This window comes from Thermohahella caldifontis, from assembly GCF_041153465.1.
Lineage (GTDB): Bacteria > Pseudomonadota > Gammaproteobacteria > Pseudomonadales > Oleiphilaceae > Thermohahella > Thermohahella caldifontis.
Genome location: NZ_CP154858.1, coordinates 1,536,991 through 1,552,789, shown reverse-complemented (window position 1 = coordinate 1,552,789; position 15,799 = coordinate 1,536,991). Strand labels below are relative to the sequence as shown.

Genomic DNA, 15,799 nt, shown 5'->3' with positions numbered 1-15,799 from the left:
TCCGCTGTTACCACGCATCGCGGGTATGGTTGATCGGGGTCAGAATGGTGTCCTGCGGGCGGTCACTGGTGCCCGGGTAATCCAGGGTGTAGTGCAGGCCGCGGCTTTCCTTGCGGGCGATGGCCGAGCAGATCATGAGATCGGCCACCACGGCCAGGTTGCGCAGCTCCAGCAGGTCATTGCCGACACGGTAGTTGCTGTAGTAGTCACGAATTTCCTGCTGCAGCAGGTCGATCCGGTGCTTGGCGCGCTGCAGCCGCTTGTTGGTGCGCACAATGCCCACGTAGTCCCACATGAAGCGGCGGATCTCGTCCCAGTTGTGGGAGATGACCACGTCTTCATCCGAATCGGTCACCTGAGATTCATCCCAGTCGGGCAGAGGGGGTGTTTCCGGCACCCGGTTCAGGCGTGCAGCAATGTCCTCGGCACAGGCCTTACCGAACACCAGGCACTCGAGAATGGAATTGCTGGCCATGCGGTTGGCGCCGTGCAGTCCCGTGAAGGCGGTTTCACCCACGGCGTACAGGTAGGGCAGATCGGTCTGACCCTTCAGGTTGGTCATCACGCCGCCACAGGTGTAATGGGCCGCCGGAACGATGGGGATCGGCTCCTTCGTCATGTCGATCCCGTACTCCAGGCAGGTTTCATAGATCGTCGGGAAGTGGCTCTTGATGAAGTCTGTCGGCTTGTGGGAGATGTCCAGATACAGGCAGTCGGCGCCCAGCCGCTTCATTTCATGGTCAATGGCGCGGGCCACGATATCGCGCGGGGCCAGCTCCAGCCGCTCGTCAAAGCGCGCCATGAAGCGCTCCCCGTTGGGGAGCCGGAGCACGCCGCCTTCGCCCCTGACCGCCTCGGATATCAGCACCGAGCGGGCATCCGGGTGGTAAAGACAAGTGGGATGGAACTGGTTGAATTCCATGTTGGCCACCCGGCAGCCGGCCCGCCAGGCCATGGCAATCCCGTCTCCCGTGGCTACCTCCGGGTTGCTGGCATACAGGTAAACGCTGCTGGCGCCGCCGGTGGCGAGCACCACGAAGCGTGCCCTGACGGTTTCCACCTTGCCGGTGCGACGGTTGTAAAGATAGGCGCCTGCCACGCGGTTGCCGGGCAGATACAGTTTGGCGTGGGTGATGAGATCCACACAGGTGCGGTACTCCAGCAGGGTGATGTGGGGGGCCTCCTGAACCCGGTCCACGAGGGTGTTGGAGACGGCCCGGCCGGTGGCGTCCGCCGCATGGATGATCCGGCGGTGACTGTGTCCGCCCTCACGGGTGAGGTGGTAACCCAGACCATTGTTGTCGGACTCGTCTCGGGTGAAGTCCACCCCCTGGCTGATCAGCCACTCGATGGCTTCCCGGCCATGCTCAACCGTAAAGCGCACGGCATCTTCATGACAGAGTCCGGCACCTGCACGCAACGTGTCCTGAATGTGCGCCTCGAGGCTGTCCCGGTCATCCAGTACCGCCGCAATGCCGCCCTGTGCCCAGAGTGTGGCGCCGCTGGCCAAGCTGGACTTGGAGACCACGGCAATCCGGGCATCTGTTGGCAGGTTCAGTGCCGTGGTCAGTCCGGCGGCACCGCTGCCGATGATCAGTACGTCGAAATCCAGAGAGTCGGTCATGAGTGTCCGTGCAGGCGTTGTCAATCAATTGCGGTATACTATCACTCGCAAAGCTGTGAACAAGCCCCGGAAGTGAAATGCCGGGGAACCTGGCGCGGAAAAGCGGGTCAAACCTCCACGAGTGATGAATCGGGAGTGAGGGGAAATGCCTGCAACCAGCCGGGTCGTGTATCTGAATACGAATCTGCGCACCGGGAGAGACCATGTGACGGAAACAGTGCATTCGCCCACTGACGAGCAACTGGTCATGCGTGCGCAGAAGGGAGACCGCCGGGCCTTTGATCTGCTGGTGCGCAAGTATCAGAGCCGGATCATGGCGCTGATCGCACGCTTCATTCAGGATCCGCATGAGGTCATGGATGTGGCGCAGGAGGCGTTCATCAAGGCCTACCGGGCGCTGCCCGGGTTCCGGGGAGACAGCGGATTCTATACCTGGCTGTACCGGATTGCTGCCAATACGGCCAAGAATCATCTTGCCGCGGCAGGCCGGAGGCCGCCCGGCACGGATGTGGATGCGGGGGATGCCATGCACTACAGCGGCAGCGAGGGACTGAAAACTCACGATGGTCCGGAAGCGGCCATGCGCCGGGACCAGCTCAGGCGCGCCATTCACGAGGCCCTCGCCGCCTTGCCGGAGGAGCTGCGCGTGGCATTGACCCTGAGGGAGTTCGATGGCATGAGCTATGAAGATATTTCAAACATCATGGGGTGTCCGGTGGGTACGGTGCGATCGCGCATTTTCCGGGCCCGTGAGGCGGTGGACAAGGCCATCGCGCCCCTGTTATCCGACGAGGGACAGCGTCCCGTACCGGGAGGACATTCGCTATGAGTGATGAACGCATGAAAGAAACCCTGTCTGCGCTGATGGATGATGAAGCCACCGAGCTGGAAGTCCGCCGCATGCTGATGCAGGGCGATCAGGAGGCCTTGCAGGCGACCTGGTCCCGGTACCATCAGGTGCGTGCCGTTTTGCGGGAAGAAGAGTCTGATTGGGCAACGGTAGATCTGCTGGCGGGCATTCACGCGGCTCTTGATGGCGAGGATGAACCGGCTGCCGGCAGGGAGGCGCCGATCCGGGCGGCGCCTGCAGCGACGGCATTGCCGGACAGCGTACCGACCGAGGTCAGATCCGGCTGGCTGGGCTGGCTGGGGGGCGCAGTCGCGGCGGCCGTACTCGTGGCCGGGGTCTGGCTGGCACAACCGGTCGGGCCCGATGCGGCAGGTCAGGTGGCCGAACTGGATCCTGCGGTTCAGCCGCAGCTTCAGGCCTATCTGATGAAACACCTGCAGTATTCCGCCATGAACAGCGGTCAGCTGATCGCCTACGCGCGCCTGAACAGTGCAGATCCGTTGGGAGAATGAAGTGCCGAAACTGAAGTGGTTCATCTGGCTGGTGCTCTGGTTGCCGCTGCAGGCAGCCGCGATGGCACCCGAGGCCCGCGACTGGCTGATGAAAATGTCCCAGGCCCGTCAGCAGGCGACGTTTGAAGGTGTGTTTGTTTACAGCCGGGGCCGGGACATGACCAGCATGCGCATCCTGCATCGCTATGTCGGTGGTGTGGAGCAGGAGCGCCTGATCGCACTGGATGGTGACCGTCGCGAGATTGTGCGCAACGGCAACCAGGTCATCTGCATCTTTCCGGACAACAAGCAGGTCGCCTTGCGGCAAGCGTTGCCGGGCGGGCCCTTCGGGGGTGCCATCCTCGGGGTGGAGCCCATGGAACGCTTTTATGATGTCCGGGTCATCGGGCATGAGCGGGTGGCGGGTGCGACGGTCGTCCACCTGCAGCTCAGGGCGCGGGATGCGGATCGCTACAGTTATGATCTGTGGCTGGAGGCGTCCACCGGGCTGCTGGTGAAATCCTGGATTGTGGATACCGATGGTGAACCGCTGGAGCGTTTTCATTTCACGGAGCTGCGGCTGAACCCTGAACTGGACGATGCCTTGTTTGAGGTGCCCAAGGGGCAGGGGGTGGTCAGGCACGTGACTTCAACGGCGGATGCGTCAAGGCCCGGTGCAATGAAGTCATGGGCACCCGGTTGGCTGCCGGCCGGATTTGTCCGCGCCACGACAGAAGTCACGGCCAGTCCGGACCCGATGGCTGACATGGCGCAAACGTATACGGATGGTCTGGCATCGCTGACCGTATTTGTTGAGCCCCTGGCGGGCGGTATGCCCGAAGGCGGCATGCGGGTGGGGGCCTCTGCTGCCTATACGACGGTACGCAAGGTGGCCGGCAAGGCCATGCGGGTGACGGTGGTGGGCGAGGTCCCGCTTCCGACGGCCCGCAAGGTGGCCGATTCAGTGGGGGGAAATGCATGATCAGGGAGACAGGCATCGTTCGCGAGACGGCACCGGGACGTGTCTGGGTGGAGACCCGTCAGCAGAGTTCCTGCAGCCATTGTAAAGCACGCGACAGCTGTCCGAGCGGTGCGGTGGCGGGTTTGCGGGAAGGCGCAACCTGCCGGATCGAGATCCGTACCGATGAGCCGCTCAGGCCCGGGGATCAGGTGGAAATCGGCCTGCCCGAAGAGGCGCTGGTGCGCGGAGCGGTGACGCAGTATCTTCTGCCGCTGGCGGGTCTGGTGGCCGGGGCGGTAACGGGTGCGCACAATGGTTGGCCGGAAGGCGTGCAATTGCTGTCTGCGCTTGCGGGGATGGGTGTCGGGCTGATGCTGGTGCGCCGGCTTCAGTCGCAGAGTCCGCGTGCGGCCAATCTGGAACCCAGGATACTGCGCCGCTGCTGAAAGGTCTGTGCTATGCTCAGGACAGGGCATTGAAAAGAGCGGGCATGATGCGGATTCTTTTTCTGATCGGATCACTGCTGCTGGCGGGCTTGCACGCCAGTGCGCGGGAGCTGCCGGATTTTACGGTGCTGGTGGAGCAGGTGTCGCCTGCCGTGGTCAATATCAGTACCCAGGCAGATCTGAGTCAGCTCGACGGCTCTCCCGGTGAGATTCTCAAGCACTTCTTCGGGCGTCCGGACCCGGACACGCCGCCTGCACTGCCATCGACCGGATCCGGTTTCATCGTCTCCGAAGAAGGCGTGATCCTGACCAATCTTCATGTTGTGGAAGGTGCCAGGCGCATTACTGTCAGGCTGAGTGACCGGCGTGAGTTTGAAGCGAAGCTGCTGGGCAAGGACAAGCGTTCGGATCTGGCTGTACTCAGGATCGAAGGTCACCATCTGCCGGTAGTCCGGATCGGCAAGAGTGACACCCTCAAGGTGGGTGAATGGGTGCTGGCCATTGGTTCCCCCTTCGGTTTCGAACACAGTGTCACGGCAGGCATTGTCAGTGCGCTCGGGCGCGCTCTGCCCAATGAAAATTACATCCCCTTCATTCAGACGGACGTGGCCATCAACCCGGGCAACAGTGGCGGCCCGCTGTTCAATCTGAACGGGGAAGTGGTGGGAATCAATTCGCAGATCTACACCCGCTCGGGCGGTTTCATGGGCGTCTCCTTCGCAATTCCCGTGGATGTGGCCATGAAAGTGGTGCAGCAGTTGCAGACCGAGGGGGTCGTGCGCCGGGGATGGCTGGGTGTGGTCATCGATGATCTATCCGCAGAAGAGGCCCGGAGCCTCGGCATGTCCCGGCCTCAGGGGGCCAGTGTGCGCTCCGTGCTGAAGGGGTCACCCGCAGCCACCGCGGGCCTCAGGGAAGGTGATGTGATCCTGGCGCTCAACGGCCAGGAAGTGATGCGCTCCAATGAGCTGCCACCGCTGGTGGGGGGGCAGGCACCGGGTGATCAGGTTGAACTGACGGTCTGGCGGGATGGCAAGGAGAGCCGGGTTACTCTGACGCTGGGAGAGCTTGAAGGGGATGCGGTTGTTGCTGATGGTGCAGGCATGCATGGGCTGGAGTTGGTCGCGCTGGATGCGAAGGCACTTGAAGCGTTGGGACTGAGCCGGGGAGTCCGGGTGGCCGCCATTGAAACAGGAAGTGCCCTGTCCGGAGTGCTGGCACCGGATGATGTGCTCATTTCTCTGGATGGTCAGCCGTTGACCTCTCCGGATGACTGGAACCAGTACTACCGGCCGGATCGGCAGCAATGGGTACGCATATACCGTGCGGGTCAGCTGTTTTTTGCCGTCATGCCGGGGGCTGGCGCACAGGATGGGGCGGAATCGGGTGATTAGGCCGGACAAATAGGCTAAAATTGCGCGGCTTCGTCTGTCCACAGTGAGAGTCCTTGGTGAGTAACCTCAGTCATATCCGAAATTTTTCCATCATTGCCCATATCGACCACGGCAAATCCACGCTGGCTGACCGCTTTATCCAGATTTGTGGTGGTCTCGCCGACCGTGAAATGGAAGAGCAGGTGCTCGACTCCATGGATATCGAGCGGGAGCGGGGCATCACCATCAAGGCACAGAGCGTGACGCTCAATTACACGGCCAAAGATGGCCAGACCTACCAGCTGAACTTTATCGATACGCCGGGCCACGTGGACTTTTCCTACGAGGTCTCGCGGTCGCTGGCGGCCTGCGAGGGTGCACTGCTGGTGGTGGATGCCGGACAAGGCGTGGAAGCCCAATCCGTGGCCAACTGCTATACGGCCATTGAAATGGGGCTGGAGGTGGTTCCGGTACTGAACAAGATGGATTTGCCGCAGGCCGAGCCGGAGCGGGTACGCAAGGAAATCGAGGAAATTATCGGTATTGATGCCCAGGATGCGATCCCTTGCAGCGCCAAGTCGGGCATGGGCGTGGAAGACGTGCTTGAGGAAATTGTCAGGCGGATTCCCGCACCGGAAGGAGATCCGGATGCGCCCTTGCAGGCCCTGATCATTGATTCCTGGTTTGACAACTATCTGGGCGTGGTCTCCCTTGTTCGTGTCAAGAATGGTGCCCTGAAGAAGGGGGACAAGATTCTGATCAAGTCCACCGGCAAGACGGAGATCGTGGATGCGGTGGGTGTGTTTACGCCCAAGCGCCTCGAGCGTGATGTGCTGCGTGCGGGTGAAGTCGGGTACGTTGTTGCGGGGATCAAGGACATTCATGGTGCGCCCGTGGGCGATACCATGACGCATGCCAATACACCGGACGTACCGGCCCTGCCCGGGTTCAAGAAAGTGCAGCCGCAGGTGTACGCCGGGCTGTTCCCGGTCAATTCGGAAGATTATGACGATTTCCGGGATGCGCTGGAAAAGCTGACGCTGAATGATGCCTCCCTCTTCTATGAGCCGGAGGTATCCGATGCCCTGGGCTTTGGCTTCCGTTGCGGCTTCCTTGGCATGTTGCACATGGAAATCATTCAGGAACGTCTGGAGCGGGAATACAACCTGGATCTGATTACCACCGCACCCACGGTGGTGTATGAGGTGGTGACCAAGCGCGGTGAAGTGCTCAAGGTGGACAACCCCTCCCGCCTGCCGGATCCTGGGTTGATCGAGGAAATGCGCGAACCCATCGTGGAAGCGAACATCCTTGTGCCCCAGGATTATCTGGGTAATGTGATCAGCCTCTGTGTCGAGCGTCGGGGTGTGCAGAAGAACATGCAGTTCCTCGGCAATCAGGTGTCCCTGACCTACGAGTTGCCCATGGCCGAGGTGGTGCTGGACTTCTTTGACCGGCTCAAGTCCGTGTCACGCGGATTTGCCTCGCTGGATTACCATTTTGTGCGCTTTCAGGCAGCAAAACTGGTGAGGCTCGATATTCTCATCAATGGTGAAAAGGTGGATGCGCTGGCGCTTATCGTGCACAAGGACAATGCCCCGTACAAGGGGCGGCAACTGGCCGAGAAGATGAAGGAGCTGATTCCCCGTCAGATGTTTGATGTGGCGGTTCAGGCCGCCATCGGCGGCCAGATCGTGGCGCGAACCACGGTCAAGGCGCTGCGCAAGAACGTGCTGGCCAAGTGCTACGGCGGTGACGTGAGCCGGAAGAAGAAACTGCTGGCCAAGCAGAAGGAAGGCAAAAAGCGCATGAAGCAGGTGGGCAAGGTGGAGATCCCGCAGGATGCCTTCCTGGCCGTGTTGAAAGTGGACAAGTAAAGGACAGGCATGGATATTGATTTTTCTCTGGTGATTACATTGCTGACCTTGGGCACCGGGCTGGTCTGGGCGGTGGACGCCTGGTTCTTTGCACCGCGCCGGCGTCAGAAAAGGGCGGCTCAGGGGTTGCCTGTCAGTCCGGATGAGGATGGCAAACGGCCGGGCGAGCCCTGGCTGGTGGAAAACTGCCGCAGCTTCTTCCCGGTGCTGCTGGTGGTGCTGGTGATCCGCTCCTGGATTGTGGAGCCCTTCCAGATTCCGTCCGGATCCATGCTGCCGACCCTTCAGGTGGGTGACTACATTCTGGTCAACAAGTTTGCCTACGGGCTCAAGCTGCCCGTTCTGCAGACCAAGTTTCTGGAAACGGGTGAGCCGCAACGGGGGGATGTAGTGGTCTTCTACAATCCCGAGGACAACAAGACCCATTTCATCAAGCGACTCATCGGCTTGCCAGGTGATGTGATTGAGGTGTACAACAATACGCTGAAAATCAACGGCAAAACGGTTGCGAAGCGGCTGCTGCAGGCCTGGCCGCCGGATCAGCCGCGCGAGATCTGGTACGAAGAGGATCTTCTGGGTGTGAAACATGAGATCATCACCCGTATTCCTCATGCGATATCCGGAGATGGTCGTTATGTGGTGCCCGAAGGCCAGTATTTCATGATGGGGGACAACCGGGACAACAGCCGGGACAGTCGCTTTATCGGCTTTGTGCCCGAGAAGAATCTGGTAGGCAAGGCCTTTTTCATCTGGATGCACTGGGAGTCCCTGTTTTCCCTGCCGTCTTTCAGTCGGGCAGGAACCATTCAATGAGACAAGGAGTGAACAGCATGCGCGCAAAACAAACCGGCATGTCCATGTGGTCACTGCTGTTCTGGATGCTGATCATCGCGTCGGTGATCACCCTGACGGTCAAGCTGGTGCCCATTTATATTGACCATTACGCGGTCCGTTCCGCAGTGCAGGAAGTGCTCAAGGAAAAGAATCTGGCCGAGCTTTCCGAGGACGAGATCATGCAGCGTCTGGAAAAGCGGTTGCAGGTCAATAACATCCGGGATTTCAAAGACGACTATGTGACCATTACCATCGAGAACGGCAAGGTGATGATTGACCTGGATTACGAGGTGCGGACTCACATGGTCAAGAACATTGATGCGCTCGTGTACTTCAAAGAGCAATACAGTTCGGATCAGCCGTGAGTGCATCACTGAACACACTCCAGAAAAGGCTGGGGTATCATTTCCGGGATGTCAGTCTGCTGGAACTGGCGCTGACGCATCGCAGTTACGGAAGTCGCAACAATGAGCGACTCGAGTTTCTGGGTGACTCCATCCTCAACTTCACCATTGCGGCCCGCCTCTACGAGTTTGTGCCGGAAGCCCGCGAGGGGCAGCTCAGCCGGCTTCGGGCGCGCCTGGTCAAGGGGGTGACCCTCGCTGAACTCGGGCGTGAATTTGGTTTGGGTGAGTATCTGCGGCTGGGGCCGGGAGAAATGAAGAGCGGCGGGTATCGTCGTGACTCCATTCTGGCGGATACCGTGGAATCCATCATCGGTGCCATTTATCTGGACAGCGATATCCAGACCTGCCAGGGGCGCATCCTGGCCTGGTTTGAGCCGCGCATCCAGGCGCTGGATCTGAGTCTGCCCCAAAAGGATCCCAAGACACGCTTGCAGGAATTCCTGCAGGGGCGCAGACAGCCCTTGCCGAACTATGAAGTGACGAATGTCAGCGGCAAGGCTCACGCACAGATTTTTACCGTAACCTGCACAGTTGAAGGGCTGGATTCACCCTGTGTGGCCACCGGTACGAGCCGGCGCCAGGCGGAGCAGGAGGCGGCCGCCATGGCGCTGAAGGCACTGGGAGAGAATGTATGACCGAGAGTACGCGATGTGGCTATGTGGCGATCGTCGGACGCCCGAACGTGGGCAAGAGTACGCTGCTGAACCGTATTCTGGGTCAGAAGCTGAGCATTACCTGCCGCAAGGCCCAGACCACGCGTCACCAGATCCTGGGCATCAAGACCGAAGGCGCCAGTCAGTTCATTTATGTGGACACGCCGGGCATGCATCTGGTGGAGCGCAAGGCGCTCAACAAGGTCATGAACCGTGCTGCGGTCACGGCATTGCGCGATGCGGATGTCATCGTCATGGTGGTGGAGCGCAACGTCTGGAATGAAGAGGACCAGTGGGTGGCCGAGCAGGTGGCCCAGGTCCGCAAGCCTCGCATTCTGGTCATCAACAAGGTAGATCTGGTGAAGGACAAGCGTTCCCTGCTGCCATTCATCGAACGGGTGACCGGTATCCTGCCCTGCGACGAGGTGGTTCCGCTGTCGGCGGAAAAGGGGGACAACGTGGAGGTGCTGGAACAGACGGTTGCCCGACTCCTGCCGGAAAGCATTCATTTCTTCCCGGAAGACCAGCTGACCGACCGCTCCGAGCGTTTTGTGGTGGCGGAACTGATCCGCGAGAAGCTCATGCGTCTTCTGGGGGACGAAGTACCCTACGACCTGACCGTTGAAATCGAGCAGTTCCGCAATGAGGGCAAGCGCATCCTGATTCATGCGCTCATTCTGGTGGCCAAGGAAAGTCAGAAGCGCATCGTGATCGGCGAGCAGGGCAGCAAGATCAAGCGGGTGGGCACGGAGGCGCGTCAGGACATCGAGCGGTTTCTGGGCCAGCATGTGCGGCTTGAGCTGTGGGTGAAGGTCAAGTCGGGCTGGGCGGACAACGAACGCGCCCTGCGCAGTCTGGGTTACGACAGCTGAGCGGACATGACCGACGCTGGCGGGCATCGCTGCTATGTGCTGCACAGCCGCCCCTACCGGGAAAGTTCGGCGCTGGTCGAACTGCTGACCGCTGCAGAAGGGCGTGTGCAGGCAGTCGCCCGCGGGCTCCGGCGCAAGGGACGGGTGACGCTCCAGCCCTTTGTGGAATATTGGGGCAACTGGCAGGGCCGGGGCGAGCTCAAGACCCTCATGAACTTCGAGCTGGCCGGGGCGCTGCGTACCCTGACGGGTGAGCGCCTCTATGCCGGACTCTATCTGAACGAACTGACGGTGCGCCTGATTCGTCCCGGCGTGCCGCTGCCGTCGCTCTTTCAGGCGTATGTTCAGGCCCTGGACGGGCTCGCCGGAGCCGGTACGGCCATCGCCGGTGCGCTGAGGGCGTATGAGGCCGCCGTACTGGACGTGCATGGTTACGGGCTCGACAGCCTGGAAACGGATGCCATGGGCCGGCCGCTGGAAAACGGGCAGGCGTATCGCTGGGACTGGACCCAGGGCTGGGTGCCCGTGGGTTGCGGCGGCGAGTTCACGGGTGCCGAGCTGGAAGCCGTGCGCAGCGGTTCCTTTCATCTGCCGGAAGTCGAGCGTCCTGCGCGCCGCCTCTTCCGGCAACGACTTGATATCTTGCTGGGCGCCCGGCCGCTGAGGTCGAGGGCGCTGTTCAAAGCATACAAGGAGAAACAGGATGCAACAGCAACGCGTTCTGCTCGGGGTAAACATTGATCACGTCGCCACACTGCGTCAGGCACGTGGTACCCGTTACCCCGATCCGGTGATGGCCGCCATGCAGGCGGAGCTTGCCGGTGCGGATGGCATTACCATTCACCCGCGCGAAGATCGTCGCCATATTCAGGACCGTGATGTCTGGCTTTTGCGGGACGTTCTGCAGACCCGGATGAATCTGGAAATGGCCGTTACGGATGCCATGATTGATCTGGCCCTGAAGGTGAAACCGGTGCACTGCTGTCTGGTGCCGGAGAAGCGCGAGGAACTCACGACGGAAGGCGGGCTGGATGTGGTTGGCCACTTCGACCGTGTGCGGGCGGCCTGTGAGCGGCTGGGCGAGGCAGGCATACAGGTTTCCCTGTTCATTGATCCGGAAGAAGCCCAGATCGAAGCGGCTGCCCGGGCAGGGGCGCCTGCCATAGAACTGCATACCGGACGCTACGCCGACGCGGAAACGGACAGCATCCGGGCGAAGGAGTTGTCCACGCTGCGTCAGGCAGTCGTCTGGGGACGGGGAGCCGGACTCATTGTCAATGGCGGACACGGGCTGAACTATCAGAATGTCCAGGCAGTCGCGGCCCTGGAGGGCATTCACGAGCTGAACATCGGGCATGCCATCGTGGCTCAGGCCATATTTACCGGCTTCGACGCCGCGGTCAGGGAAATGCGACGCCTGATTGATCAGGCGCCGGCGGCCCGCGCCTGATCCTGATCGTCACGTGCCCGGAGCAGGGACTGCCAGTCGTTGCGCTCGGCCCAGACGGATAGCCGGTCAATCTCTTCCAGCAGTTTTGTGACGAGAGGGCCGGCCTCATCAGGCCGGGTCTTCAGGCAGGTTTCGAGCGTGTAGGTGCTCTCCCGCAGTGCCGGCACACCACAATAACGGGTCGCACCGTGGAGCTTGTGGGTGTGGGCCTTGAGCGCGTCCCTGTCACCGGCCTGCCAGGCGCTTTCGATCTTCCGGCGATCGTCGGGCAGGGCATCCAGCATCATGCAGAACAGTTCTTCCGCCAGTTCGGTCCGGCCGCCCGAGAGCCGGATGCTTTCCTCCGCATCAAAGCAGGCCGAGGCCGTCCGGCGGGACGGACTGAAGCGCTTGCCTCCCCGTGAATCGTCGGTCTCCGCCTCGTCCTCTCCGGCGTCAAACCGGAACCCTGTAAACCGGGTGATCACTTCCCTCAGACGATTTTCGTCGATGGGTTTGGCCAGGTAATCATCAAAACCCGAGCGCAGCAGCATGTCACGCTCCTCGCTCAGGGCGTGGGCGGTCAGTGCCACGACTGGCAAATGTCTCTGCCGGGTGTCCTCCCTGAGCCGTTGCGTGGTTTCAATGCCATCCATACCGGGCATCTGGACATCCATGAATACCAGATCAAAGTGGTGTTGCCGTGACAGCTTGATGGCTTCGTAGCCGCTGTTGCAGACCGTCACCTGAACCTGCAATTCGCGCAGAAAGGCCTCAATCAGCTTCAGGTTGGCCGGATTGTCATCCACTGCCAGAACGTGCGGTACATCCGGACCGGATGCCGGCAGTGCCGGCTGTTCGGGCGCGCTGACAGCGGAGGGATGTTCGCCCCGGAGGATCTGTGTCAGGGCGTCGGCCAGGCTGGTAAGCTTGGGGGGCTTTAGGACGTAGGCACTGGCCAGCTTCAGGAGGTCGGGCAGGGTTCCCGATTCTTCGAGGGTCGGGTGCAGGATGAGCGTGCGGCAATCCAGCTCCATTTCGATTTCCTGAACCAGCTTGCGATAACGACTGGACAGAAGGTGATGACGGGTGATGCCCAGGATGGCAACGCCAAATCCCTGGCCCTCCGCCTGTGCGGCCCGAAGCGTCCTGAGAAGGGTCTCGCTGTCGTCCACGCAGGTGACGTCAAGCCCGAGGTGATTCAGCAGGTGTCCCACGGCCAGGCCGGTTCTGGGCTGGTGCTCCAGATACACGGCCTTTTCGCCCACCAGCAGGTTTTCCGTCGAGGGCGCCGCGGTATCGGGGATGACCTTGGCCGGTAGGCTGATCCAGAAGGTGGAGCCCTTGCCCAGTTCGCTCTCCAGGTCGATGTCTCCGCCCATCTGCTTGATGAGGCGCTTGCAGATCACCAGCCCCAGGCCGGTGCCGCCGAAGCGTCGTGCGGTGGATGCATCGGCCTGTGAGAAGGCATTGAACAGGGTATCCCGCTGAATGCGCGAGAGGCCGACACCGGTGTCCTGAACGCTGATGCGGATCCAGGTCCGGTTTTCGTCTTCCCGGTCTTCCAGTTCCGCACGCACAACCACTTCGCCGCTTTGCGTGAACTTGATGGCGTTGCTGACGAGATTGGTGATGATCTGCTTGATCCGCAGGGCGTCACCCAGAATGCGCGTGGGTACATCCTCGTAGACCAGCAGTGCCAGGTCCAGGTTCTTTTCGTGGGCGGACGGTGCCAGCATGGTCAGGACGTCTTCCATGATGTCGCGCAGATCCAGGGGCGCGGAATCCAGTACCAGCTTGCCGGCTTCAATCTTGGAGAAGTCGAGAATGTCGTTGATGATGGTGAGCAGCACTTCGGAGGATTTCAGGATGGTACTGAGCTGCTCCCGTTGCTGATTGGTGAGGCGTGAGCGCAGCAGCAGCTTGGTGAAGCCGATGATGCCGTTGAGGGGCGTGCGGATCTCGTGGCTCATGTTGGCCAGGAACTCGGATTTCACCCGGCTGGCCTCGATGGCGGCCCTGCGGGCCATGTCCAGATCGATGTTCTGGATTTCGATGGTTTCCAGGGTTTCCTGAAGATCCCGGGTGGCCTGGTCAATGTGCGCCTGCATGTCCCGGGTGGAGCGTGCCAGTGCTTCGGCCATGGCATTGACGCCGTTTTCCAGGGCCACAAATTCGGGGCTGGAGCGGGTGTAGACGCGTGTGTCGAGCTTGCCGTCACCGATCTGTTCCACGGCCTGAATGATCTGCCGGATGGGCTGGCCAATCTGGCGGCTGACCAGCAGTGCCAGCCAGACCATGGTGCCGAGCCCGGCCAGACTGATGAAGGCCACCCTCATCAGCGTATTCATTTTCTCCAGATGGGTAGGCACGCGGGAGAGTTCCACCACCACCCAGCCGATGGGTTCCCGGGACGCGAGCTTGCGATCCGGTGCGCCCAGTGCCAGCACGTCATCCGCGAGCACATCCTGCATATGCACCGGGGCAGAGAACCGCACAATATCGCCCATGTCGAAACGGCTGAGCTGATCCACCAGGCTGGCCCGGGTGCCGGGCGGATCCAGCAGGGACGGCCCGCTGTGACCGATGACCTGTCGGCGCCGGTCAAAGATGGTCACGGAACGGACATCACGCTCTTCCAGTGCGGCATTGGTCAGCGTGAGGAGCAGGGCGCGGTTGCCGGTGAACACGCCGTACTCGGCGGCAGTGGCCAGCTGACGTGCCTGCGCTTCGCCGCGTTCCTGCAGCATGGCTTCCAGATCCTGAAAGCGGGTGTGCAGAAACAGCCCGGCCAGAGATACGGTCGTGATGATGCCGGGCAGCAGGGCCAGCAAAAGAATTTTGGTGCGGATTCGCCACTGATTCATGCGCAGGGTCATTCAGGTTATAATTGTAACGGCTTAATATATTGTAAAAGAATATAACGGCCGGCTTTGGAATCGCACTATCATGAGCGGTCAGTCTAACACAGAGCATTGGCGGGCAAACAGCCCGTCATGGGAGCCAGAGCACGTCCTATGAACTTTCCTACCATCGAATCCTGTGTCGGCAATACACCGCTGGTCCGCCTTCAGCGCCTTCCCGGTGAGACCGACAACATTATCCTGGTCAAGTTGGAAGGCAACAACCCGGCAGGCTCGGTCAAGGACCGGCCGGCACTGAGCATGATTCAGGAAGCTGAACGCCGCGGGGACATCCATCCGGGTGACACCCTGATTGAGGCCACCTCCGGCAACACCGGCATTGCCCTGGCCATGGCTGCCGCGATCAAGGGCTACCGGATGGTACTGATCATGCCCGAGCACATGAGCGAAGAGCGCCGGGCCGCCATGCGGGCGTATGGTGCCGAGATCATCACGGTCAGCCGGGAGGCCGGCATGGAGGGTGCACGGGATCTGGCGCTCGAGATGCAGGCGCGTGGCGAGGGCAAGGTGCTCAATCAGTTTGCCAACCCGGACAATCCTCTGGCGCACTACACCTCCACGGGACCTGAAATCTGGCGTCAGACCGAGGGGCGTATCACCCACTTTGTCAGCAGCATGGGCACCACGGGCACGATCATGGGCACATCCCGTTACCTCAAGGAACGCAATCCCGGCATTGAAATCGTCGGGCTGCAGCCGGCGGAAGGGGCGCAGATCCCGGGTATCCGACGTTGGCCGCCGGAGTACCTGCCGGAAATCTTTGATGCCTCCAGAGTGGACCGCGTGCTGGATATTACCCAGACCGAAGCCGAGGAGACGATGCGCCGGCTGGCCCGGGAGGAGGGCATTTTCTGCGGTGTCTCGTCGGGCGGCGCGGTGGCTGGTGCCCTGCGGGTTTCGGCCGAGGTGTCGGGCGCCATCATTGTTGCCATCATCTGCGATCGGGGTGACCGCTACCTTTCCACCGGCGTGTTCGGCTGATTCACGGTACAGTTCAGGGTGCAGGGGGCATAATGCCCCCCTTTTCGTTTGGCAATGCCCGAGGAGAACCGCTGCTC

15 protein-coding genes are annotated in these 15,799 nt (G+C 61.1%); 13 read left to right on the top strand and 2 right to left on the bottom strand.

The genetic code is table 11. The features are described 5' to 3' along the window. Positions 1 to 7 precede the first annotated feature (7 nt). The gene (gene nadB, locus AAIA72_RS07615; RefSeq protein ID WP_369602802.1) at positions 8 to 1,624 is read right to left on the bottom strand and encodes an L-aspartate oxidase; all 1,617 of its coding nucleotides are present in this window, start codon (positions 1,622 to 1,624) and stop codon (positions 8 to 10) included. A 145-nt stretch (positions 1,625 to 1,769) separates the two neighbouring features. Here nadB and rpoE point away from each other — a divergent pair, with 145 nt between their 5' ends. Genes rpoE through pdxJ form a run of 12 tightly spaced genes read left to right on the top strand, consistent with a single transcriptional unit; the run spans position 1,770 to position 11,838 of the window. Next, complete coding sequence (rpoE, locus tag AAIA72_RS07610; protein WP_369602801.1) at positions 1,770 to 2,453, top strand: RNA polymerase sigma factor RpoE; 684 nt, start codon at positions 1,770 to 1,772, stop codon at positions 2,451 to 2,453. Then, positions 2,450 to 2,986 (top strand): sigma-E factor negative regulatory protein, encoded by a 537-nt coding sequence (locus AAIA72_RS07605; RefSeq protein ID WP_369602800.1) that lies wholly within the window; start codon positions 2,450 to 2,452, stop codon positions 2,984 to 2,986. Before rpoE ends, AAIA72_RS07605 begins: the two co-directional genes overlap by 4 nt. A gap of 1 nt (position 2,987) precedes the next feature. Further along, on the top strand, positions 2,988 to 3,947 hold the full coding sequence (locus tag AAIA72_RS07600) for a MucB/RseB C-terminal domain-containing protein (protein ID WP_369602799.1): 960 nt from the start codon (positions 2,988 to 2,990) through the stop codon (positions 3,945 to 3,947). Further along, positions 3,944 to 4,372: a SoxR reducing system RseC family protein gene (locus tag AAIA72_RS07595; protein WP_369602798.1), complete on the top strand. Its 429-nt coding sequence runs from the start codon at positions 3,944 to 3,946 to the stop codon at positions 4,370 to 4,372. The genes AAIA72_RS07600 and AAIA72_RS07595 overlap by 4 nt, the downstream gene beginning before the upstream one ends. Positions 4,373 to 4,416: 44 nt before the next feature. Then, positions 4,417 to 5,766 carry a Do family serine endopeptidase gene (locus AAIA72_RS07590; RefSeq protein WP_369602797.1) on the top strand — a complete coding sequence of 450 codons (1,350 nt, stop codon included), beginning with the start codon at positions 4,417 to 4,419 and terminating at the stop codon, positions 5,764 to 5,766. 56 nt (positions 5,767 to 5,822) lie between these two features. Further along, on the top strand, positions 5,823 to 7,622 hold the full coding sequence (lepA, locus tag AAIA72_RS07585) for a translation elongation factor 4 (RefSeq protein WP_369602796.1): 1,800 nt from the start codon (positions 5,823 to 5,825) through the stop codon (positions 7,620 to 7,622). 9 nt (positions 7,623 to 7,631) lie between these two features. Further along, positions 7,632 to 8,435, top strand: a complete 804-nt coding sequence (lepB, locus tag AAIA72_RS07580; protein ID WP_369602795.1) for a signal peptidase I — start codon at positions 7,632 to 7,634, stop codon at positions 8,433 to 8,435. A 17-nt stretch (positions 8,436 to 8,452) separates the two neighbouring features. Next, on the top strand, positions 8,453 to 8,821 hold the full coding sequence (locus AAIA72_RS07575; RefSeq protein WP_369602794.1) for a DUF4845 domain-containing protein: 369 nt from the start codon (positions 8,453 to 8,455) through the stop codon (positions 8,819 to 8,821). After that, positions 8,818 to 9,498 (top strand): ribonuclease III, encoded by a 681-nt coding sequence (gene rnc, locus AAIA72_RS07570; protein ID WP_369602793.1) that lies wholly within the window; start codon positions 8,818 to 8,820, stop codon positions 9,496 to 9,498. Before AAIA72_RS07575 ends, rnc begins: the two co-directional genes overlap by 4 nt. Further along, positions 9,495 to 10,388, top strand: a complete 894-nt coding sequence (era, locus tag AAIA72_RS07565) for a GTPase Era (RefSeq protein WP_369602792.1) — start codon at positions 9,495 to 9,497, stop codon at positions 10,386 to 10,388. The genes rnc and era overlap by 4 nt, the downstream gene beginning before the upstream one ends. 6 nt (positions 10,389 to 10,394) lie before the next feature. Continuing rightward, the gene (recO, locus tag AAIA72_RS07560; RefSeq protein ID WP_369602791.1) at positions 10,395 to 11,129 is read left to right on the top strand and encodes a DNA repair protein RecO; all 735 of its coding nucleotides are present in this window, start codon (positions 10,395 to 10,397) and stop codon (positions 11,127 to 11,129) included. Next, complete coding sequence (pdxJ, locus tag AAIA72_RS07555) at positions 11,092 to 11,838, top strand: pyridoxine 5'-phosphate synthase (RefSeq protein ID WP_369602790.1); 747 nt, start codon at positions 11,092 to 11,094, stop codon at positions 11,836 to 11,838. The genes recO and pdxJ overlap by 38 nt, the downstream gene beginning before the upstream one ends. On the opposite strand, the gene AAIA72_RS07550 is transcribed toward pdxJ, so the two are convergent. Next, entirely contained in the window at positions 11,814 to 14,684 is a 2,871-nt protein-coding gene (locus tag AAIA72_RS07550; protein WP_369602789.1) for a response regulator, read from the bottom strand. The two genes, pdxJ and AAIA72_RS07550, sit on opposite strands and share 25 nt — an antisense overlap. Positions 14,685 to 14,834: 150 nt before the next feature. On the opposite strand from AAIA72_RS07550, the gene cysM reads away from it, so the two are divergent. Beyond that, positions 14,835 to 15,722: a cysteine synthase CysM gene (gene cysM, locus AAIA72_RS07545; protein WP_369602788.1), complete on the top strand. Its 888-nt coding sequence runs from the start codon at positions 14,835 to 14,837 to the stop codon at positions 15,720 to 15,722. Positions 15,723 to 15,799 lie beyond the last annotated feature (77 nt).

Bases quoted from the DNA above. Each gene is read 5' to 3' on its own strand.
- AAIA72_RS07575 (WP_369602794.1), top strand. From the start codon at position 8,453: ATGCGCGCAAAACAAACCGGCATGTCCATGTGGTCACTGCTGTTCTGG.
- pdxJ (WP_369602790.1), top strand. From the start codon at position 11,092: ATGCAACAGCAACGCGTTCTGCTCGGGGTAAACATTGATCACGTCGCC.
- rpoE (WP_369602801.1), top strand. From the start codon at position 1,770: ATGCCTGCAACCAGCCGGGTCGTGTATCTGAATACGAATCTGCGCACC.
- AAIA72_RS07590 (WP_369602797.1), top strand. From the start codon at position 4,417: ATGATGCGGATTCTTTTTCTGATCGGATCACTGCTGCTGGCGGGCTTG.
- nadB (WP_369602802.1), bottom strand. From the start codon at position 1,624: ATGACCGACTCTCTGGATTTCGACGTACTGATCATCGGCAGCGGTGCC.
- recO (WP_369602791.1), top strand. From the start codon at position 10,395: ATGACCGACGCTGGCGGGCATCGCTGCTATGTGCTGCACAGCCGCCCC.
- AAIA72_RS07550 (WP_369602789.1), bottom strand. From the start codon at position 14,684: ATGAATCAGTGGCGAATCCGCACCAAAATTCTTTTGCTGGCCCTGCTG.
- AAIA72_RS07595 (WP_369602798.1), top strand. From the start codon at position 3,944: ATGATCAGGGAGACAGGCATCGTTCGCGAGACGGCACCGGGACGTGTC.
- AAIA72_RS07605 (WP_369602800.1), top strand. From the start codon at position 2,450: ATGAGTGATGAACGCATGAAAGAAACCCTGTCTGCGCTGATGGATGAT.
- era (WP_369602792.1), top strand. From the start codon at position 9,495: ATGACCGAGAGTACGCGATGTGGCTATGTGGCGATCGTCGGACGCCCG.
- cysM (WP_369602788.1), top strand. From the start codon at position 14,835: ATGAACTTTCCTACCATCGAATCCTGTGTCGGCAATACACCGCTGGTC.
- lepB (WP_369602795.1), top strand. From the start codon at position 7,632: ATGGATATTGATTTTTCTCTGGTGATTACATTGCTGACCTTGGGCACC.